Annotated in this window: 18 protein-coding genes and 2 pseudogenes; 7 read left to right on the top strand and 13 right to left on the bottom strand. The window is 58.8% G+C overall.

The features are described from left to right. Positions 1–34: 34 nt before the first annotated feature. Positions 35–672, top strand: a pseudogene (gene nadE / locus NKJ75_RS13985) (NAD(+) synthase); the annotation flags it as partial. Between the two features lie 188 nt (positions 673–860). On the opposite strand, the gene NKJ75_RS13980 reads toward nadE, so the two are convergent. Next, positions 861–1,331 carry an OsmC family protein gene (locus NKJ75_RS13980; protein ID WP_352499830.1) on the bottom strand — a complete coding sequence of 157 codons (471 nt, stop codon included), beginning with the start codon at positions 1,329–1,331 and terminating at the stop codon, positions 861–863. A gap of 26 nt (positions 1,332–1,357) precedes the next feature. After that, positions 1,358–1,672, bottom strand: coding sequence for a DUF1272 domain-containing protein (locus NKJ75_RS13975; RefSeq protein ID WP_352499829.1), 315 nt, complete (start codon positions 1,670–1,672; stop codon positions 1,358–1,360). A 57-nt stretch (positions 1,673–1,729) separates the two neighbouring features. Here NKJ75_RS13975 and NKJ75_RS32870 point away from each other — a divergent pair. Further along, positions 1,730–2,718: pseudogene (locus tag NKJ75_RS32870) on the top strand (GlxA family transcriptional regulator). A 172-nt stretch (positions 2,719–2,890) separates the two neighbouring features. Here the strand turns inward: NKJ75_RS32870 and NKJ75_RS13960 are convergent. The 7 genes from NKJ75_RS13960 to NKJ75_RS13930 form a co-directional block, all read right to left on the bottom strand. Next, positions 2,891–4,627, bottom strand: a complete 1,737-nt coding sequence (locus tag NKJ75_RS13960; RefSeq protein ID WP_352499826.1) for an adenylate/guanylate cyclase domain-containing protein — start codon at positions 4,625–4,627, stop codon at positions 2,891–2,893. Between the two features lie 119 nt (positions 4,628–4,746). Beyond that, entirely contained in the window at positions 4,747–6,495 is a 1,749-nt protein-coding gene (locus NKJ75_RS13955; RefSeq protein WP_352499825.1) for an adenylate/guanylate cyclase domain-containing protein, read from the bottom strand. Between the two features lie 206 nt (positions 6,496–6,701). Further along, on the bottom strand, positions 6,702–8,459 hold the full coding sequence (locus NKJ75_RS13950) for an adenylate/guanylate cyclase domain-containing protein (protein WP_352499824.1): 1,758 nt from the start codon (positions 8,457–8,459) through the stop codon (positions 6,702–6,704). A 227-nt stretch (positions 8,460–8,686) separates the two neighbouring features. Next, positions 8,687–9,712, bottom strand: coding sequence for a hypothetical protein (locus NKJ75_RS13945; RefSeq protein WP_352499823.1), 1,026 nt, complete (start codon positions 9,710–9,712; stop codon positions 8,687–8,689). Next, positions 9,700–10,971, bottom strand: coding sequence for a hypothetical protein (locus NKJ75_RS13940; protein WP_352499822.1), 1,272 nt, complete (start codon positions 10,969–10,971; stop codon positions 9,700–9,702). Before NKJ75_RS13940 ends, NKJ75_RS13945 begins: the two co-directional genes overlap by 13 nt. A gap of 3 nt (positions 10,972–10,974) precedes the next feature. After that, positions 10,975–11,808: a hypothetical protein gene (locus NKJ75_RS13935; protein WP_352499821.1), complete on the bottom strand. Its 834-nt coding sequence runs from the start codon at positions 11,806–11,808 to the stop codon at positions 10,975–10,977. Beyond that, positions 11,795–13,240 carry a hypothetical protein gene (locus NKJ75_RS13930; RefSeq protein ID WP_352499820.1) on the bottom strand — a complete coding sequence of 482 codons (1,446 nt, stop codon included), beginning with the start codon at positions 13,238–13,240 and terminating at the stop codon, positions 11,795–11,797. The genes NKJ75_RS13935 and NKJ75_RS13930 overlap by 14 nt, the downstream gene beginning before the upstream one ends. Before the next feature lie 333 nt (positions 13,241–13,573). On the opposite strand from NKJ75_RS13930, the gene NKJ75_RS13925 reads away from it, so the two are divergent. After that, positions 13,574–15,559: a collagen-like triple helix repeat-containing protein gene (locus NKJ75_RS13925; RefSeq protein WP_352499819.1), complete on the top strand. Its 1,986-nt coding sequence runs from the start codon at positions 13,574–13,576 to the stop codon at positions 15,557–15,559. 237 nt (positions 15,560–15,796) lie between these two features. Here NKJ75_RS13925 and NKJ75_RS13920 read toward each other — a convergent pair whose 3' ends face one another. Next, entirely contained in the window at positions 15,797–16,090 is a 294-nt protein-coding gene (locus tag NKJ75_RS13920; protein ID WP_352499818.1) for a hypothetical protein, read from the bottom strand. A gap of 265 nt (positions 16,091–16,355) precedes the next feature. Between NKJ75_RS13920 and NKJ75_RS13915 the strand changes: the two genes are divergently transcribed. Continuing rightward, on the top strand, positions 16,356–16,649 hold the full coding sequence (locus tag NKJ75_RS13915) for a hypothetical protein (protein ID WP_352499817.1): 294 nt from the start codon (positions 16,356–16,358) through the stop codon (positions 16,647–16,649). Positions 16,650–16,653: 4 nt separating this feature from the next. After that, positions 16,654–16,917 (top strand): hypothetical protein, encoded by a 264-nt coding sequence (locus NKJ75_RS13910; RefSeq protein ID WP_352499816.1) that lies wholly within the window; start codon positions 16,654–16,656, stop codon positions 16,915–16,917. Here NKJ75_RS13910 and NKJ75_RS13905 read toward each other — a convergent pair whose 3' ends face one another. Continuing rightward, the gene (locus NKJ75_RS13905; RefSeq protein ID WP_352499815.1) at positions 16,918–17,637 is read right to left on the bottom strand and encodes an SOS response-associated peptidase; all 720 of its coding nucleotides are present in this window, start codon (positions 17,635–17,637) and stop codon (positions 16,918–16,920) included. Between the two features lie 580 nt (positions 17,638–18,217). Beyond that, entirely contained in the window at positions 18,218–18,511 is a 294-nt protein-coding gene (locus NKJ75_RS13900) for a hypothetical protein (RefSeq protein WP_352499814.1), read from the bottom strand. Positions 18,512–18,620: 109 nt separating this feature from the next. Here NKJ75_RS13900 and NKJ75_RS13895 point away from each other — a divergent pair, with 109 nt between their 5' ends. Further along, complete coding sequence (locus NKJ75_RS13895; protein WP_352499813.1) at positions 18,621–18,884, top strand: hypothetical protein; 264 nt, start codon at positions 18,621–18,623, stop codon at positions 18,882–18,884. A gap of 11 nt (positions 18,885–18,895) precedes the next feature. On the opposite strand, the gene NKJ75_RS13890 is transcribed toward NKJ75_RS13895, so the two are convergent. After that, positions 18,896–19,108 carry a hypothetical protein gene (locus tag NKJ75_RS13890; protein WP_023716351.1) on the bottom strand — a complete coding sequence of 71 codons (213 nt, stop codon included), beginning with the start codon at positions 19,106–19,108 and terminating at the stop codon, positions 18,896–18,898. Between the two features lie 80 nt (positions 19,109–19,188). Between NKJ75_RS13890 and NKJ75_RS13885 the strand changes: the two genes are divergently transcribed. After that, the gene (locus tag NKJ75_RS13885; RefSeq protein WP_352499812.1) at positions 19,189–19,419 is read left to right on the top strand and encodes a hypothetical protein; all 231 of its coding nucleotides are present in this window, start codon (positions 19,189–19,191) and stop codon (positions 19,417–19,419) included. Positions 19,420–19,674: the final 255 nt, after the last annotated feature.

The following is a 19,674-nucleotide window of genomic DNA, read 5'->3' as shown; positions in this document are numbered from 1 at the left end:
AGCCTACGGTCGAGATCATTCGAGCGAGCGGCGTCTCCTGGCTCAAAAAGCCGTCGAGGAACTGCGAGCCTCTGGATTCAACGCAAGGTTTTTAGCCGTCCGGCTCCCATACGGCAGGCAGGCCGACGAGAGTGACGCACACAATCCGAGCTGACGAGGTTCACAGGATCAATATCCAGCCAGCTGCCGACGCAATGCTCGAGTCGATCAAGCTTGCTGATGTTGAGCTCGGCCATTCGGCCGAGTGGATTTCTTGCTAGGCAACATCAAGGCTCGTCAGCGAATGATCGCCCAGTTTGCGCTCGCGGCCACCAATCGAGGACTGGTCATCGGAACCACCACGCGGCAGAGGCCTTGATGGGTTTCTTCACCAAGTTCGGCGACGGAGCCGCGGATATCCTTCCGCTTTCTGGCTTGAACAAACGCAGGGTTCGCGCACTAGCGGCGCACTTGGGCGCTTCGCCAGCTCTCGTAGACAAGGTGCCGACAGTCGACTTGGAGAACCTCGTCCCACTTCGCCCTGACGAAGATGCATACGGCCTGACATATGAACAGATCCACGATTTCCTGGAAGGCCAGGAAATCGACGACGCTGCACAAAGGCGGATCCTCCATGTTTACTCCGGCACAGCCCATAAGCGCGCACTTCCGGTGACCCCCGATTTGTCGTGATAACTGCCAGGTCCGGAGCCGACCTTCGTGAAGCATTATTTGGCTAGCGGAGACGTTTCGCTGCAGAGAAGATCGAATTTACGCCAGAACGGCGCCGACTAAAACCGTGCTGCCGGCGCCGCTCTATCATTTGGCTTCGTTGCGGCAACAGCTGAAGCCGGCCGGGGCAAGCGGAATCGGCGCGTCAGTCAAACTCTCACGTATACGGCCTCAATCATAATTGGGAAGTTCACCGAACGCGCGATGTAGCAGACTTCATGTATTCGATGATGGATAGCGTCAGCCTTGTCCAAATCGGCGCCGGCTTCGACATGGATTTTGGGTCTCAGTTTCACTCCAATGAACCGGCCGGCACCAGTTGGCTCGCTCTCTCCATGGCCGACAGGCTCATCTGAGTAGGAATGCACGACAATTCCGGCATCGCTGGCGAAATGTAGGTACCAAAGCATGTGACACGCCGACACCGACGCGAGAAGCAGATCTTCTGGATTCGGCTGCGCCGGATCGCCACCAAGCAATGGATCATTTGAACAATGAATGACTGCCTTGCCGGGCGTTCTAACGTCCCATGTGCGATCATAGCCGCGATAAGCTCTCGTGCCCTGCCCGCGATTGCCGGTCCACTCGATCGCGCAGGTATAGTCGTGTTTCTTGAGCATGCTGGTCACTCCATCGCACACTGTCTCTATCTCTCCTCGGGCGGCACCCCTCGCAATCGCTGGCTAAGTTCCCCAACTTCCTGCGCTGTCCACCTGGAATATCTACGCGCAGTACTGGCCGGATCAAAGCTTCGCCCCAGACGCGAGCCTGGTCGCCACTCACGAAAGGGCCGGAGGGGTCTGGTAGAAAAATTGCCGCCGCAGGTCGGACAGACGTTTTGCAAAATCGTGTCGACGCAGATCGCACAGTAAGTACATTCATAGCTGCAAATGCGCGCGTTCAGACTTTCGGGCGGCAAGTCGCAATCGCACCATTCACAATTCGGACGAAGCTCCAGCATAGGCTCCCCTTTCTGAATGTCTGGATGTCACAAACCAGGCATGGCATAAATGCCAACATGCCCTCGGATTCTGCCACCCCGTTAGTCGTTTTCGTATTGTTCGACCGCACGAAATTGCTCGACGTCACGGGGCCTCTCCAGGTGTTCAATGACGCCAAAACTCCCAGCGGGGCACCAGCCTACCGGACCCTGCTTGTCTCCGAATGTGGCGGTCCGGTCGTAACGGACACAGGCATCGCTCTCAGCACGCGACGTTTGACCGAATGCAACGATGTTGAGATCGATACCCTTCTCGTTTCCGGAGGTGATGCCGCACTGCAAGTTGCGCAAACTGGTGCGCTCTGCGACTGGCTGATCGAGCAAAGCCGGCATGTACGCCGCCTCGGCTCCATATGCCTGGGCGCGTTCATCCTGGCCGGCTGCGGTTTGCTCGATGGCCGGCCGGCAACCACTCACTGGGAATATTGCTCGCAGCTGGCTGCGCGCTTTTCGCTGGTCGAGGTCAGATCCGATCCAATCTTCGTTCGAGCGGATCACATTTGGACTTCGGCCGGCGTCACAGCCGGCATCGACATGGCGCTCGCGATGGTGGAACAGGACCTTGGGCATACAGCAGCTCTGGCGCTCGCGCGGGACTTGGTGCTTTCTTAAAGCGCCCCGGTGGTCAATCGCAGTTCAGCATCGAACTTCGGTGGCAAGCACACGACTGCGCCGGCCGGTTTGATGGCTTGCACAAGTGGATGCGCGACAATCTTGCTACCGACCTTTCCGTGCCCGCATTGGCCTCGTTCATGGCGATGAGCCCGCGAAATTTCGCCCGTGTCTATACGAAAACCACGGGACAAAGCCCCGGCCGAGGCGTCGAGGCCCTTAGGGTTGAAGCAGCGCGGCGTTTGTTGGAGAGCAGCACTTTTTCAGTCCAGCAGATCGCGCACCGGGTCGGGTTCGGCGACGATGAACGGCTTAGGCGCGCTTTCGTCAAAGCTCTTGCGGTAGCGCCCTACGATTATAGGCGGCGCTTTAGCTCGCAGTTGCTACCGGAGTAGTGGCGCTGCCGGCGGGAAAACTGACGCGCAGTGAAGATTAAACGCGTTGCATCACCCACTGATGGGCGCGCGCCGAAGCCAACGGCGGCCTCCCGCATTATCAGTTGCGGCTGCTTGTGGCGGAGCAGCCAGAAGCCGACTCCAGCGTGGTGGTCGTCGAGAAAGAAGTTAGTCATTCCGGAAAGCCAGCCGTACGAAGGCCTTCGACGTACATGTCTCGCAAGGCCAAGTCGCGATAGGGCTGGGATTCGACCCAATGGCTAATCCTGAAATGGGGGTTTGTTGCCAGATATAGCGTGGCCTCTTCACGCGCTTCTTCTAACCGGCCGAGCAGCGCCAGGATCGACGCCAATTTAACCCTGGATTCTGTTCGATATGTTGCATCATTCCTCAGAGTCTTCACTGCTTCCTCATACTTACCGGCCGCGGATTGGGCACCTCCGAGTAACCAGAAATACCAGCTCGGCGGGCGCGGATTCAGGCGCAATGCCTTCTCCATGCAGGCGATGGCCTCTACTCCGCGACCTTCATAGATTTTCAGATTCCCGAAGTTTGCCCAAGCATCGGCATCGTTCGGATTGAGGCGGAGCGAAATCTCGCACTCCTTGGCAGACTCATCCCATTGGCGCTCGATAAGGAGTATGAACGCGAGCACCCAATGCGTGCCAGAATTTTCGGGATCGAGTTCAATCGCCTTTCTTGCCGACGCCATAGACTGTTGACGAAGGGGATTCATCGGATAGTTCCTGAAGACCCAGGCCTCGCACTGACTGATCGCCAACCACCGATAAGCATCCGCGTAGTTAGGATCGAGCGCGATGGCCCGCTCGAACAAGGGTATGGCCGCAACGCCCGCCTCTGTGGAGTGTGCCCATTCAGCTCGCCCCCGTAGATAGAGATCATAGGCCTTCAGGTTCGTTGGCCGATAGCGCTCCTTCAGGTTTGTCGTGGCCAACTTGCCGGCCAGCGCCTCAACAATCTTGCCGACGACTTCGTCTTGAGCCGCGAAGATATCGGCAAGGTCCCGGTCGAAGCGATCCGCCCAGATGTGCCCACCGGCGGGTGCATCGATGAGCTGTGCATTGATCCGAACACGGTCCGCCAGCCGTCGGGCACTACCCTCCAGTACATACTTCACGCCCAGTTCGCGAGCGATCTGGCGGGTGTCTACCGATCTGCCCTTATAGGCAAAGGATGAGTTCCGGGCGATGACGAAGAGCTCGGGCACTTTGGAGAGGTCGGTAATCAGATCCTCCGTCAATCCATCGACGAAATATTCCTGTTCGACGTCAGCACTCATATTCACAAAGGGGAGGACGACTATTGACGGCTTGACGGGGAGAGAAAGTTCAATGGCCGAGGCCACCACCGCGGCTCCATCCTCGCCCGCCAGCCGATAGGTTTGGACCAGTCGATCGATGTTTTTGAGAGTCTGCGGGCCCAACGAAACGAATGAATGTGGCAGCTTGCCGTTCACCTGCTCGAAGACACTTCCCGAGATGCACAATCCCCCGGGCTCCGACAGACTTTCGAGCCGAGCCGCGACGTTGACTCCGTCGCCGTAGAGATCGCTGCCCTGGACGATCACATCTCCAAGATTAATTCCTGCACGCAATACAATGCGTCGGTCTCCAGCCACATCTGCATTCGCGATATCCATAGCCTTCTGCAATTCGACAGCGCAGTTTACGGCATTGACTGCGCTTCCGAACTCTATCAGCGCGCCATCCCCGATCAGTTTGATGATGCGACCGTGATGTTTGGAGATCATTGGCTGAAGGATCTCTCGACGCCGAGATTTGAGCCTAGTCAAGGTGCCCACCTCGTCGCGCTCCGTGAGGCGACTATAGCCAACCACGTCGATGGCCAGAATGGCAGCAAGGCGGCGTTGAACGCGCTGTTCGGACATCGCAGGGGTGCTCTCACTGCGCCAAATTGTATTTGCATCCGGAGGAGGAGTCGATTCGTCTGATATTCCGCTCGGGGTTGCTCTTGAACATTGTCGGCCTACGCGGGCCCCGTCATCCGTCAATCCGCAATGCCTGCTTTCCGCAGGCCATCAAGCCAGTGCTCCACGTCCTCCTGCCGGCGATATGGAGAGCCGCGCTTGTAGTCATCTAAAGTGAAACCAGGGTTGCGCTCAAGGCACCTGCCCCAAGCCAAACCTGCCTCTTGGGCACGTCCGAGCTGTCCCAAACACGCAGCCAGATTGGCGAACCCGCGATCATAGTTGTTGTTGTCCCAACGGCGGAACGAATCCAGCGAAGCCTCGTAGTCGCCCTGCAGATAGTAAGCGAATGCGAGTAGCTCGTGGACATCGCGGTGTTCGAGCGGACTCAGCCTCCTGAGCCGCTCGCCGATCTCGCGGGCCTTGGTGAGTTGACCACTCCAGAGGCAGATGTACCCGACCCAGACGAGTACGCCCGGGTTTGTCGGGCCCATCGCGAGCGCGCGTTGAGCATGAGTCTCGGCAGCCTCGAACTCCCCTTTCCATCCATGCAGAGCGGCGACGACCGCCTCTGCCAATCCGCTGGCGTCGCCGAGTTCGATAGCCCGCAAGGCCGACTGCATGGCCAACGCCTTCATGTCTCCGTCAGCTCTGAAAGCGGATAGGGTCGCGTAGGCGTCCGCGAGGCATGCATGCGCCCGCGCTGAATCAGGCTCCCAGCCAAGAGCCAGCTTTAAGAACTCGACACCAGCGACGGTGTCCTTCTCGGTGAATCGGTTCGTAGCATCGATGCCGCGCAAGAACGCGTCATATGCGCTGAGGCTCGTTTGCGTTTGCCTGGTCCGAACGATCTCAGCAGCGCCTACCTTGCCGACCAGTGCCCATGCGATCCTCTCTGTCACCTCGTCTTGAACGGCGAAAAGGTCCTCGAGGTCTCTATCATAGCGCTCGGCCCAGATATGATTGCCGGTGGCCGCTTCTATCAACTGCGCAGTGATCCTGACGCGTGCAGCCGCCTTTCGAACGCTTCCCTCGACAACGTACCGTACACCGAGCTTCCTTCCGATCTCGGTGATGTTTACGGATTGACCCTTGAGAGCGAACGAGGAATTGCGCGCGATCACGAACAGACACTGGCTGCGACTGAGTTCGGTGATGAGGTCCTCGGTTATTCCATCCGAGAAATAATCCTGCTCGGGGTCCGCCGACATGTTTGTGAAAGGAAGTACCGCCACCGATGGTTTGTACGGGAGTGCCAAATCCTCGCCAGAAGCAATTAACGCTGCAGGTTCTGATTTATCCCGCTCTTCTGTTTGAACCCGGTAGGCACGTACTGGCTCAGCAATGTTCTTCATCGTATGCTCGCCCAGGTCGACGAGCATGTAGGGAACCTTTCCCTTCACTTGATCATAGACGCTGCGTCCTATGACGACCCCCCCGGGCTCACTGACCTTTTCCAGCCTGGCCGCCACGTTTACGCAGTCACCGTGAATCGTCGTTTCATCCAGGATAACCTCGCCGGCGTTGACACCCATTCTGAAGACCATGCGCCGGTCATCGGGAAGATCCGTATTGCGTGCCGTTATGCGTTCTTGCGTCTCGACCGCGAACTGCAACGCATCGACAGCGCTTGGAAACTCGATCAGCAGACTGTCGCCCGCGGTGCCGACCAGCCGACCCTTGAATTGCGTGATCTTTGGATCGATCACTTCGGAGCGGAGTGCCTTTAGATGAAAGAGAGTCCCGGCCTCATCGGCCCGCATCAAACGGGAGTAGCCAGCTACGTCCGCTGCCAAAATTGCCACAAGCTTTCGTTCCGGGCGCGCCACGATGCCTCCGTGTATAGCGTAGCACTCGCGCCTACGCGCAACTAGCCACCAGAAAACATCTGCTTTGAGTCAGAAGGCGACGTTAGCCGCTGACCGCGACTGCCGACTGGCGGCTTTGGCCGGACCGGAGGGGCAGCTTTCAAGGATAGGCCGGTCGATAGCACCACTTCGCGCGCCCCGGGTACATCACCACCGCCGAAATGGGCCTATTCCCGCAGGCCGGCCAAACGCCAGCCGTCAAAAAAAGGCTGCGCACTGCTCATGTCCTTAAAGGGAGAGTTCGCCGCCAAGTCAGCTAATTTCCAATTTGGATTCCCGGCAAGAAATAGGCGGGCTTCCTCCTGTGCCTCAGGAACGCGGCCGGCAAGGGCAAACGCGACGACTAGGTGCTCCCTCGAGCCGGTCCCGTACGTTTCCTCCCGGCTCAAGGACGCAACAGCTTCTTCGTAGTGTCCGGCGGAAATCTGTGCCATTCCCATGATCCAGAAATACCAACCGGGTGGACGAGGATTTATACGGAGCGCCGCGGCACAAGCTATCAGCGCCGCTTGCGGATCGCCTAAGTAGATTTGAAGCTCACCCATCCATGCAACCGCATCTGCATTGTTGGGATTGAGCCGAACCGCCGCATCGAATTGGGATTTTGCTTCATCCCAATTGCGCTCATAAAGCTGAACACAGCCCAGGATCCTGCGAGCGTGGGAATCGTCGGGATCGATTTCCACGGCCCGTTGCGCGTGTATCAGAGCCTTTGCGCGGCTCGGTTCCTGTGACTCTCCCCAGACAATCCAGCCAAACAGCAGTGAGATGGCAAGATTGCTGTGCCCCTCGCAGTAGTTTGGATCGATCTGAACGGCGCGTTCCAAGTCAGCACACGCCTCACTGTTGTCCGATCTTGAATTGTTGCACTTGCCTCGCGACCTAACACAAAGATCATAGGCTTCGAGATTTGACGGCCGGGAACGCGCAACAAGTTTCTTTTCACCAAGCTTGCCAGAAATCGCTTCAACAACGCGTCGCGTGACCTCGTCCTGAAGGTCGAAGATGTCTGCGATTTCGCGGTCGAAGCGCTCGGCCCACACGTGATTGCCGCCTTCCGCCGCATTGATTAGCTGCACATTGACACGCAACCGCTTGTTGGATCGCCGAGCGCTGCCCTCGAGAACATATTTGACGCCTAGATCGCGAGCGATCTGACGGACGTCGGTGGGCTTGCCTTTGTAAGCGAAGGTGGAGTTGCGGGCGATGACGAAGAAGCCGGACACATTCGACAGATCGGTGATTATGTCCTCCGTCAGCCCGTCGGTGAAGAATTCCTGTTCGGCATCGCCACTCATGTTAACGAAGGGCAACACAGCAATCGAAGGCTCGTCGGGCAGCGCCAGCGGCTGCGAAAGCTTCTTGGGCTCAGCTGTTGCCGCGGGCTTGGCCTTGGAGGGAACGCCGACCTGTAGCGAATAAACCCGGACCGGATCGCTGATGTTCTTGAGCTGAATCTCCCCGCGATCGTTGATCGCGATATCGAGCCTTGATTTAACCTGCCAGTAGGCTTGTTCGGAAAGACAGATATTGCCAGGTTCGCAGATTCCTTCCAGGCGCGCGGCGATATTGACCCCGTCGCCCATCAGGTCGCCGTCGCGTTCTTGCACGACGTCGCCCAGGTGAATGCCGATCCGGAACTCGATGCGGCGATCATCCGGCAACCCGGCATTGCGCTCAACCATGGCATTCTGCACTTCGATCGCGCAGCGCACTGCTTCTACCACGCTGTTGAACTCGACGAGGCTCCCGTCGCCAGTGCGCTTGACGACGCGACCACGATGGACGGAGATGGTGGGGTCGATGAGATCGCTGCGCAGCGCGCGCAGCCGTGCCAAGATGCGGTCTTCATCTGCGCCGGCTAGCCGACTGTAGCCCACTACATCCGAGACCAGGATGGCTGCTATTTTGCGGGTCTCACTCATGTCGTGCTCCCTCCATCCAGTCTGGCATTACTGCAGAGCCAAAGGAAGACAGCTCCGACCCATTGGTCGGATGATCCGCATCGGATTCATTCCGGTCGTTCGAGACCAGTGTTGGGCAGATGACAGCCGGAGGCCTGCCCATGGCGATGTCCGCTTTTGTTCAATGGATTGGGCCGTGGCGCTGACTGTCGTGGGGCCCTAAGGTGCCGCTTGAGCACCGAAGAAGCTTAATTGTCTGCCTGATTGCCTTCATCGGCCAGCTTCTGCTTGCTTTTGCGCACTCTGATCTCAATACGACGCCTTGCAGGCGCATCTCCCGACTGGGCACCATTGGTGAGTCGATCGTCAGGCAAGATGAGTTGCCCACCAGACATCGGAAGGATGTTGAGCTTGTCCAACTCTGGTATTTTCTTCAGAACGGAGGCGACGGATATCGCTCGCGCCAGGCCTAGACCGGCGTTGTCGCCCGGCTCCATTTCACTGACGTCCTCATCCCCAGAGAGGACCCGCCGCAAAACAAAGTCCATATTCGATTGCCTCGACAATCGCTGCTCGTCGGTGTGGCCGATCACCTCGACGACATCGACATCGTATTTCGCGACGATTGCAGCAATCTGCCTAGCAATCACGCCTTCAAGCTTGGTCCGGAAGTTCGGCTTGAGTCCAGCACTGCTGACCTCGAAGGAATAGCCATTGGCTTCGCTAAGATTGATGATTGGTGGCAAATCCCTGGGCTGCCGTGTCGTTTCGGCGAGCTCCTTTTCAGCTTCGGCCAACTTCCGCTCTGCGTCGATCGCACGCTTGTCAGCCGACAGCAGCTCGCGCAAACGATTGGAGGTCAGCCTGTTGTCGCGGACTACCGCTGTCGACTCAGCCAGACGAACTGCTTCCTCGGCCGTCAGTCCTTTTTGCTCGATCAGCTCGACTGCTTTCTTGGCTAGCACCAGCTTTCGCCATTCCTCAGCAGGGACCTTTTGACCGGTGGTTCTCTCCATGAACTCGGCGACCTGGGCGACCAAGCTCCGGTTCTCCTGGCTAAGTCGCAAGACTTCCGCCTCGGTTTGCGATGCCTTCTGCAGGGCTGCTCGCAATTCCGCCTGCTTTTTTTCGACGATGGCGCCGGCGACCAGGAGAAGACAGAAGACCAGCAGGAGCATCGTTTCCGCCATGGTGAGGCCAAGGATCAGCCCTCGCGCGTGGCCTTTGCGCTCATAACTGACCGAGGCTCCATCTGGCTCGTTCAACGCCACCATCTCGACCTCGGCTGTGCTTTTTCCGCGGTCGCCTCCGAAGACTGCGGCACATGGTTCTCGGCGTCACCCCCGTTGGTCGTGGCTCCAAGCTCTGGCGATTCAACCTGCGCGACGTCCTCATGCAGGGGGACGAAAATGGATGGCCGGACTGAGGGTTCTGTGACCGACAGCGGCGCTGCGGCAGACCTTTCGTCCCGGGCGGGTACACCATCGCGCTCAAGAAACCGCGACAACAGATCTGTCGTGCTGGCAGTCTGCTCGGCCTGCTTTTCAAGCCGCTCCAGCAGCATTTTCTGAAGCGCCGCTATTCTCAGCACGGCATCCGAGAGCTTATCGGTCCGCTCGCCTTGTTCCTTGGAGAGTGTCTCGGCACGTTCTGTGAATTTGCCGACGGAAGCGGCAAGCACCTTCAACACCATGACGACATCGGTCTTGAGGACCTCATCGGGAATGACCACTTTGGCGAGCTTTTCCGCCACCGTGCCGGCCTGTACCTCGAAATTCGAAACCGTGGCGGCCATCGAGCCATTCGCTCGGTCCAGAGACCCGGCCACCGTTTCGACCTTTTCGGCAACGCCAGAAAACCTGTTTTCGATACGGCCGAATGTCTCCTCGAGCGTTTTGGCAATCTTCTCCGACGTGTCTTGCACCGGCTTTATCGCCTTGGCCGCCATTCCCTCGAAGGCTTGTCGGACCTGGTCGCCGTTCTTTTCCGCTTGTCGGGCGATTTCGGTAAAGCCTTCTTCCAACATCTGGTTGCAGACTCTACGGAAGTCGGCGAATTCGCGCGCAACGCTTTCCATCTCGGTGCGCACCCGGCGTGTCATATCGGCCAGCTCATGACGTGTAGCGCGCTCCACGTCAGCCGGGTCGCGGCGGACCTGATTGTAGAAGATGCGAAGGGCGATACCGGTGATCGTCGAGGTGACCGCGATGCCGAAATTTCTGACGATTTCGTCGGTCGAGGCATCCGTGCCGAATTGGTAAAGCGAGGCGCCCAGACTGGAGAGCGTGAACAGGAAGCCCATGTAATACAGGTTGTCACCGGTCTGCTCAGCATGAAGACGGAGCTTCCCGACGTACCAGGAAAATGCGAAATAGCCGATCATGATGCCTATCGGCACCGTCGAGGAGATCACAGGGCTTATTCCGGCGGCCTTGGTGACGGCAATGAAGATGCAGCCGCAGACCGTCAGCCCGATATAGAAGGCCTGAGGAAAGATCCACGAATCGATCAAGGGACGTCCGCGGGCGGCCATGGCTTACATCCCTTCAAGCTTTGTAAAGTCGCTGAGCTTGCCCCCGTTGTCCGAAAACCACTGTGTCCAGAAATTGGCATGATCAACGGAAGGAAACTTCCTCTCCGGCCTGTTGAAATAAAGGATGGTCACTTCGGCGCCGAGAAGGTCAGTCCTGAAACGGGCACTCGCAGTGCTTTTCTTGAACACGCTGTAGTCGGGGCCGGATTTGTATTGCGAGTAGGCGGGTGTGTTCTCCATCATGTCTGAAACCAGGATCAGCCGTTTTGGAACGCTTTCGAACGCGCCGTTGTCGAACAGGCTGAGTTTGAGTTTCTGGACGCCAGCCATGATTGGCGATTGATCGGCCTGGCCGTCTGACGGCAACTGCCCGGTCAGTTGCTTAAGCGGCTTGTCAAACGCTTCTTCCCAGACCTTTTGGTGCTTTCCTGGATTGCTGGTCCAGACGTCAACTGTTGAGCCATCTCCGGGATTGCAGCGGGAAAACAGCTCTTTGAGATTCCCAGGCGCTGACGTCAGGCTGCCGACCCACAGATAACCGCCCTCTTTGATCGAACCGGCAATCTGCCTGAATTTATTGGCGAGATCTTCCATGGTGGCTTGCGGGACGGGATCGGAGGTGTCGAAGAGAACGGCCGTCACGCTGTTGGGACCGCCCTTTGCCGGGCAACCCGTCGCTGCGTCTGTTTCGACAACGTCCCGGGCCTTGACGTTGAGCCAGATATAGCCGGAAAGCATCGCCAGGGACGCCAGACCAAACAGGATCGCCCCGACAATCGCGCCAGTGCCCTTGCCGCGGGATCGCCCCGCGCTTCGGCGGCTCCTAGGCCTGCCCATCGAGTGTCTCCGGATACAGCTTGTCGAGGTCGCGGTATTTCTCGATGCCAGCCTCGCACTCCTTGCCGATCTGTCGCATCTGCTCGTTCAGTGTCTGCTGGGCCGCTGCTATTGATGAAGCGAAATCGCTGTCCTTGATCTCACCATCGTTTTGGACAACCGGTTTGGTCTTTTGCAGTTTGAACGGCTGGGAGAACTGTTTGGGAGCGGCAGTCTTGCGCGCCCGGATGTTGGCTTCGCGGTATTTGGAAAACAGCAGGTTGCCGCTGCGCTCCAGTTGCTCTTGGTGTTCGTTGAAGAGGGCCAGGAGCCGGGCACGGCTGGACTGGATTGCCGCGTGTTCGCGCCTGCGGCTGCCAAGCCCCTTCAATATGTCAGCGACCTTGGCGTTGTGGTCATCGCGCAATTCGATGAGGCGGTCAATGAGATCGGCCTTGGTGTCGGTATAGTCCAGTCGCCTTTCCCGGCGCCTCTTCTCGACGCCGGCATAGCCGGGGTATGGGTCGAGTACAAACCAGCCATCGATGAAAGCGACGATCGAAAAGAGCAGACCCACCAGGAACAGCATCCACGATCTGACCTCCGCGAGCCCAAACGGGTTATCGAACATCCTCTGGACGGCAAGGTTGCCCGCGCCGTCGGCGAGTGTGCCGCTGACTTCGCGATAATGCGCAAGCAGCAGGTTTATCCCAAGCGCAATACAGGCATAGAGCAGTATGGAAGCAGCTCCGATCAGCTTCACCGCAAGCGACCGGTGCGTCACCAGACGCACGCAGAAAATGGCAAAGATCAAAGCCGACACGATGTTGACAAAGGAGAATGCGAAGGCTTCGGTGGCGCCGCCGAGAAAGCCCTGGTCGTTGCCTTTCGCCAGAAAGGACCCGTTGAGATACGTCTCCACCAGGAAGAGAAAGACAAGCAATGCCACCCTGAAAACATGAGCCGTTCCGTGCTGCAATCTGGCCACACGTTCCAGGCGGTGGTTCTTGCGGAATGTGGCGAGTTCTCTGGTGGCCTCGTGAAGGTCGGTCCGCCTGGCGTGAAGTGTATCCAGCCCGATCGCTATTTCGCCCTTGAAACCAGACAGGCTCGAAGCATGCGCTTGTTCAAGGAGGCCGGACTGCTCCTCGAGGCCGAGGTTCGCGACACGACCGGAGTACAGGTGGAGCGTATCCTCGAGGATCTGGTGGGCCGCCTTCTTCTCGTCTTGCACCCGTTCGACGATGGAATGTTCGACCTCGTCCATCGTTTTTGACGAACTTGGTGGCTGCTCTTGTTCGCCACGCGCTTTTCCCTGTTCGACGAGTTGCAAGTCCCGGGCAACCTTGTCGACATCGAGGCTGGGGAAAATATCTGCACCCACCCTATAGTCGTGGTTCGCTTCCATGATCCTGTTGCGCAGCTTCTCAAGCGCTTCAAATCTCGCGGCCAACGCCTTCAACCTCTTTGATCAATATTCCGGAAAACGCGCCATTGCGGCACGCAGCGCGTCAACGCGCGGCAGTCCCGTTATCGGTGCTTGTCATATCCGGCTGCCTCACCTGGCAGAAAGCCAACCCACTGTGCTCGATAGTACATTGGTGGGCTGCGTGCAAACTCAAAGGAGCGGCCCGGCACAGAGCAGAACTCGGGCAACTGCACCAACCGCTTCGGATCCTGCCGGGGCTAACGTCAACGGTCTTCCAACAAGCATCTGAAATCTGAGTGCGGAGCGCTGCTCCGGCGCCGCGGTGCGATGTGGAAGCGACGTTCTGGTGCACACCAAATGCCCGATCCAACGAAGCCCGTTATCGATTTCAGCTACCACTACCTGCCCTACGGAACGCAACTCGACAACGACTTGGCCGAGCTCGTGCGCAGCGCCGACGAAACGATCGACGCGCTGGCCGACGTACGCCGGGCCGACGGCGCTCTGCCGAACGAAAAGGTAACGGTCGACAGTCTGTCCCCGTCCGTCTTGGCGCTGCTGCGCGGCGACGGCCCGACTGGACCTACAGGGCCCAGTGGGGCCGCTGGGCCGGCAGGAGCCACCGGACCGACGGGCATCACTGGCGCAACCGGTTTTGGCGCTACAGGTCTCACCGGCGCGACCGGCGCGGCCGGCTCTACCGGAGTGGCGGGACCGACAGGCATCACCGGGGCCACAGGACCGACGGGCATTACTGGCCCCACAGGACCGACCGGATTAACAGGGCCTACCGGTCCGACAGGGCTCACCGGCGCTACAGGCACGACGGGCCCGGCCGGCACGCTCGCGACGACTGTCGATATGGCCGCGGCAACTATCGCGAATACGGTCACAACCATTCGGGTCAACGATTTTGCGGCGCTTGGCGACGGGGGCGGCCACACTCGCAAGCGCGTTACCGCGCAGCCGGCTTGGGGTGGTATCCGCTCGACAGACCGCTTCCTGCCCAACGGCACGGTAGACGCGGCCAATGGCGGCTGGTGGGACGTTGACGAAGCCGCTCCGAACGAATTGATGTTCGGCGGCGTCGCTTCGGCCAGCAACGCGGTCCAGACCGCCGCTATTCAGTCGCTACTGGACTATTGCTACGGCAGCCCCGGCCGGAAGGCGTATAACGCCCGATCACACACGATCACGGCGCAGATCAACATCCCCGCCGGCGTCTGCTTGGAATGGGGCTGGGGATTCCCGTCCGCTGTCTTCGGGCAAGGCGCATGGCTCAAGGGTTTTAACGGCGACATGATCCGCATGGGGGACGCCTCGGTGCTTGTCCGCCCGCTTCTGCAAGGCTTGGGCGCTACATGGACGGGGCGCGGGGTTGTGGTCGACCAAGGGCAGGACCAGGTCATGATCCATCCGTTCATCAACGACATGAACGGCTTCTGCATCGAATTCCCGACAGACAGCGTCGGGGGGGAGGTTTCGCTGCGAGGGCGGGTATTTCCTGCGCACTACGATCACCAACCCGTGCATCGGCTTCCCGGCCACCGAAGCGACTACCTTCGGGTACCGCATTTTCAACAATCCAGGTTGCGGCGGTGGCGTTCTGTTTGCCTTCAAAAACGGCAACATGACCCTAGCGCCGGCGTCGACTTCACGGGCAACACCACAGGGCGGGTGTTTATGACCGGGCACCGCTGCGCCAATGCCCTGACTACGATCATCGGCACACAACATCACATCGCCCACAATTCGTTTGGTGGGTCGGTGACGCTCGGCGGCACGGCGAGCGAGCTAGAATTTTCAGGCAATATTCTGTCGGGCACCATTACGCTGGATTCCGGCGCGATCAAGAACGACATCATCGGGAACCACAGCACCACCGCTAATGCCGTGGTTGACAATTCCAGCGCCACAAGCACCAGCATCAACAACGTCGACGATCCGATCGAGCAGTCGTTTACGCCGGTTTGGACGGGCAGTGTCACCAACCCGGTACTCAACAACGGCACGATGCAATTCTTTTGGAAGCGAGCGGGCCGTTCCATCCGCGTTCGCGGCCGCGTCACTATGGGCTCGACGACCACCTACGGTTCGGGCATCTGGTCTCTAGGTTTCCCGTCGGCATTGCCAGGCGTTTCCTCCAACGGTCGAGCCGTTGGAGCCGCGCAGGGACTAGATTCCGGGACAGCGTATCTTGCGGGAGCGTGTTTCGTCGCTGACGCGGGTACCGTCATCAACATGAACCATCACGGGGGCACCAATCTATGGGGTGCGCTCATCCCGCAGACATGGGCCGTCGGTGACGAATTTAGCATCGACCTCACGATATCGCTAAAATAGGCGAGGCGGGGGCAAATCGTGCCGGCCATTGTTCAAACGTCATGCTGATGCACCGTTCCGCCGAATGAACGGCGCCTCCCGCCCGGAGAGCTCTGCTCTGATCGGAGCGCTCCGTAGTGGTCGCGGCTAGGAGACATAGCGGCGGAACGATGCTCTGATGAATCGCTTACGCGGCCACCAGGAAGCGATCGATCTCGACGTCTGAAGGTTGCTTGGCTGGCTTCGTCCTTGCCACGCCTACCCTCGAAATCGTTCGGTGTGCCACACGATCTTGCCGTCGATCCTCATCGGCTTGTGGATCATCAGACGCTTCGGCAAGTGCTCGGGATGAACCTCGAGAAGCGTGATCTTGATCTGCGGCTTGCACCGGTTGCAGTCAAACTTCAGCTTCTGCGGGTCGACGCCGCCGCCGTAGACCATCATGAGATCGGCCGATCGGCAGTAGCGGACGTTGCCGCAGCTGCACTCGGCCTTCACAAGCATGTTGTGCCGGGTCGCCTTTCCCAGCGTGTCGATCGGATCGTGCGCCATGAGAACGAATAGAGAACATTCTTCTTGATCGTCAAGCCGATTTGTGGAATCTTTTCAACATGAGCGATGAACCTTCACGGCTTGCCGAAGGCATGACAGGGGCCCCGCGCGATCGACGGCGCGTCGACAACCATGCGTGCGAACATGCCGGCTGCGGCCGGGATGGCGGGTTCGGCTTTGCGAAGCCGCGTCTGGAGTCGCACTGGTTCTGCATGGAGCACCGCGGCGAAGGCGAGCGATATCTCGCTGGAGCAGGACGGCACCAATGACCCGCTCATCCTTCGCAGGGGAGTTGCAGTCCGTATCGGACCACATTGCGGACCTATCTCGCGCCGATCTTCAGGTCATGCTCCGACGGGCCGCCCTGGTGATCAGGAACACCGCAGGCATGGAGCTCGGCCCCCGCGTGGAGGATTCACTTGCCAGCATCGCCGGCGAAATGGCTGTTCCGAAGTCCGATCTAATCGAGACCATCATCGGCGACTGGCTGATCGCCAACGCCTATCTGCCGGTGCCGTGCGGGCTCGATGATGAGAGCGCCACCGACGGAAGTGCCTAGTTCAATGTTCGACAACGTTCTGCCCGAACAGAAAAAGCCCAAGCTGATCGTTGTCGTCGCATTCAACCGCGGCGATGAAGGCGATCTGTTTACCGCCTACGGTCCGACCGACCAGCAGAGCGAAGACCGCGCTATCCGCACAGCTAAGGCGCTAGCTTCAAAACATGTCGGCGTCATCGCCTGGAGCCGCGATGCAGACCCTGCGCTAGGGGACTACGGCCCGCCCACGACGCTGTTCGTCAGCGGAGAAGTCCCCGACATGGAATGATCAAACGTCGAAAAGGTCGGTCGGCCCAAGGCCAATCCTGTCGATGATGTCGGGCGTGTTGTTGCGCGGACTGCCGACCTTGCTGTCGATCGGCCACATCGTCATCAGATCGGACGGGAATGGCTTCATCAGGTCACGAGGATCCTGCTCCGGCCCAAGCCAACGCATGTAGTCTGACGGCGCCAAGATGACCGGCATGCGGTCATGGATCGTGGCCATCAGATCGTTCGGCTCGGAGGTGACGACCGCGAAGCTGCGAATGAGTTCGCCGGTCGTCTTGTCGGCATACTCTACCCAGATGCCCGCCATGGCGAAAGGCTCGCCCGATTTCATGGCGATGGCGTAGGGCTGGTTTTTCTTGCCCGATGCATCGAGCTTCTGCCATTCGAAATATCCGTCGACCGGCACCAGGCAGCGCCGCGAGGCATAAGCCTTCCGGAACAGGCCATTGGTCGAAACGGTCTCACAGCGCGCGTTGACGGGCGGCGGCCGACCGCCGCCATCTCGAGCCCAGCCAGGCACAAGGCCCCACTTCGCGGAAACAAAGCCAGCCATACTGGTGGACAGCTCTTCGCGAACGATGATCGGATAGGTGAGGCTCGGCGCACCGTTCCAGATTGGAAAGCCATTGCCGAGCCGTTCGATATCGCCGGCATGGGCGAATTCGAACCGCCGCACCATGTCGGGAATTGTCGATTTGACGAAGACGCGTCCGCACATTTTAGCCAGAACCCACATTCATTACGTTGGGGAAGCAAGATGGGAACGAAATAGGAACGTGTCAACCGCTGGCCGTTGCGACGACGCATCACCTCTAAGAGTACTTCGAAGACGCTTTCGACCTCGCCGTTGATTTCGTCGGCAGGGGTGCCGGCCTTCTCGGCTGCGGTCATCAGCTGATCTGCCAGGTCGCTGGCAGCGATCGGATCTCCCCGCGCCACAATAGGCAGTTGCTCGGCAGCAACCCACCTGTCGAGAAATCTTAGGCCACGTGTGCTCACTTTGTGCGGCGCTCGGGCGCGCATTAACCACCTCCAAGGATGTGATGCACCCTAAAGATCGCGCTAGGCGTTGTGCAGATATGGAAAATCATCAGCACAGATTTTACTGCCACATGGAAGCCAAGGGAACCTGGGGTGTTTGGGACTGCCTCGCCAATAGGCCTGCCAGGCTAGGAGGCGGTGACCTCCGCGGATGCACTGCTCAAAGGGCAGAAGCCGCAGAGCACGTCCTCACCAGGATTTACAAAAGCGGACTTGATGCAGTCGCCCTCCGGATCGCTGGAATTGTCCGTTAGGCATCAGTGCGAGCCGAGCGCGGTAAGGGTCAGGGACATAACTAAGGCGAGCACGATAAGCGCTGTGAGAACCCCTACGACAATCCAGAACCATTTTGACCTCGGCATGGTGTCATCCACCCTCGCCGCCGGCCGGTTCTTCATCGCCTCAAGGATGACCTCGAACACGCTGCCAACCTCCTCGTTGATCTCGTCGGCACCGATTCCCTCACGCTCCGCAGATTTCATCATTTCGTCAGCGAGGTCGCTAACCGCCGCTGGATCATCAGTCATCGCGTTGGGCAGGTGCTCTGCCATTCACCCATCGAGAAAGTTGATGCCGCGTGTGCTCATCAGCCGATAAGTTCAAAGCGCATATTAGGTTCCGCTACTTGACCCGTGAGACGACCGCACCAGACTCCAGTGCATGGCTAGCGATCTCAACATCGGCGATGAGGTGGCGATCGACGCCACCATTATTCGACGCGTCACTGACGACAGGATCAGCGTGTCGATACCAACCTACGGATTTCCGCATTCCGTTCGGGATAGCACCACGAAGGTGGTCAAAGGTCAGACCATCGAACTGATCGGCAGCGTCACACGGGTCGAGAAGGACGCCGTAACGGTCAGCCTGGGTGGCCCGGTGGTGACGGTCGCGCTTGATGTTGTGCGGCTGGTGAAGCTCTAGCTTTCCCAACCTTACCGCCCTAACGGCTGCTTCGAAAGCGAGAGAAGTTCGGCCTCATCTTTTATCCCGGCCATGTAGTTGGCAATGATCCGAGAGGCCAACCGGCCCTGCGCATCGGGTGTTTGGTCGTCGACGAGTTTAAGCTGCTCGAAAACGCGTCCTAGCAAGGCCAATTCGGCAGGCTTAAAAATCCCGGCATCCACGGCTTTTCGTCTGATGGGCATGACTAGTGTTCTTCCCTCACCGTCTCAAGCCGCGAGCCCGAAATCTGTTCCGGAACATTTTAGCTCAAATGCATGTTTCAATGATTATGAAGATCGAAGCCGACGAATGCCGGGCAGCGCTGACGCTCATCCGGCGCACTATCGAGGATCACTGTCCGCCTGGCGTGTTACCGAGCGAAGAGATGGTGAATGGCCTCTATGGGCCGGAACTGATCCACGAGGCGGAAGCACTGGCAGCTGCAATCGTCGCAACCATTGACCAGATGCAATTGCGCGTGATGATGAAAACGCCGTCTCCTAGTATCAAATAGAGACCGACACAGGGAAGCTCGCTTGGTCGCGCGACGGTGGGCTCGCACCGACCAGGGCAGGTGATGCGAGCCCGGCCGAGTCTTGCGGGACCTCAACCAGCAGCGAACACCCACTCGCTGCCCTTCTTGCAACAAGCCCCCAAATGTCAGGTTCCGCTAATGTACAAAAAAGCCCACCTCCGTTCAGGTAGTGGGCAGTTTTGGGAGACCCTGAAATGGGAACAGTGCGACCCGCCCGAAGTGTTTCGAGGCGAC

This window comes from Mesorhizobium sp. M0058, from assembly GCF_040323095.1.
GTDB lineage: Bacteria > Pseudomonadota > Alphaproteobacteria > Rhizobiales > Rhizobiaceae > Mesorhizobium.
The sequence above is the reverse complement of the archived record's forward strand: the minus strand, read 5'-3'. Positions and strand labels throughout refer to the sequence as shown.

Coding starts and splice junctions, on each gene's coding strand:
- NKJ75_RS13925 (WP_352499819.1), top strand. CDS start 13,574: ATGCCCGATCCAACGAAGCCCGTTATCGATTTCAGCTACCACTACCTG.
- NKJ75_RS13920 (WP_352499818.1), bottom strand. CDS start 16,090: ATGGCGCACGATCCGATCGACACGCTGGGAAAGGCGACCCGGCACAAC.
- NKJ75_RS13950 (WP_352499824.1), bottom strand. CDS start 8,459: ATGAGTGAGACCCGCAAAATAGCAGCCATCCTGGTCTCGGATGTAGTG.
- NKJ75_RS13915 (WP_352499817.1), top strand. CDS start 16,356: ATGACCCGCTCATCCTTCGCAGGGGAGTTGCAGTCCGTATCGGACCAC.
- NKJ75_RS13980 (WP_352499830.1), bottom strand. CDS start 1,331: ATGCTCAAGAAACACGACTATACCTGCGCGATCGAGTGGACCGGCAAT.
- NKJ75_RS13900 (WP_352499814.1), bottom strand. CDS start 18,511: ATGGCAGAGCACCTGCCCAACGCGATGACTGATGATCCAGCGGCGGTT.
- NKJ75_RS13885 (WP_352499812.1), top strand. CDS start 19,189: ATGATTATGAAGATCGAAGCCGACGAATGCCGGGCAGCGCTGACGCTC.
- NKJ75_RS13960 (WP_352499826.1), bottom strand. CDS start 4,627: ATGTCCGAACAGCGCGTTCAACGCCGCCTTGCTGCCATTCTGGCCATC.
- NKJ75_RS13935 (WP_352499821.1), bottom strand. CDS start 11,808: ATGGGCAGGCCTAGGAGCCGCCGAAGCGCGGGGCGATCCCGCGGCAAG.
- NKJ75_RS13975 (WP_352499829.1), bottom strand. CDS start 1,672: ATGCTGGAGCTTCGTCCGAATTGTGAATGGTGCGATTGCGACTTGCCG.
- NKJ75_RS13940 (WP_352499822.1), bottom strand. CDS start 10,971: ATGGCCGCCCGCGGACGTCCCTTGATCGATTCGTGGATCTTTCCTCAG.
- NKJ75_RS13895 (WP_352499813.1), top strand. CDS start 18,621: ATGGCTAGCGATCTCAACATCGGCGATGAGGTGGCGATCGACGCCACC.
- NKJ75_RS13905 (WP_352499815.1), bottom strand. CDS start 17,637: ATGTGCGGACGCGTCTTCGTCAAATCGACAATTCCCGACATGGTGCGG.
- NKJ75_RS13945 (WP_352499823.1), bottom strand. CDS start 9,712: ATGGTGGCGTTGAACGAGCCAGATGGAGCCTCGGTCAGTTATGAGCGC.
- NKJ75_RS13910 (WP_352499816.1), top strand. CDS start 16,654: ATGTTCGACAACGTTCTGCCCGAACAGAAAAAGCCCAAGCTGATCGTT.
- NKJ75_RS13890 (WP_023716351.1), bottom strand. CDS start 19,108: ATGCCCATCAGACGAAAAGCCGTGGATGCCGGGATTTTTAAGCCTGCC.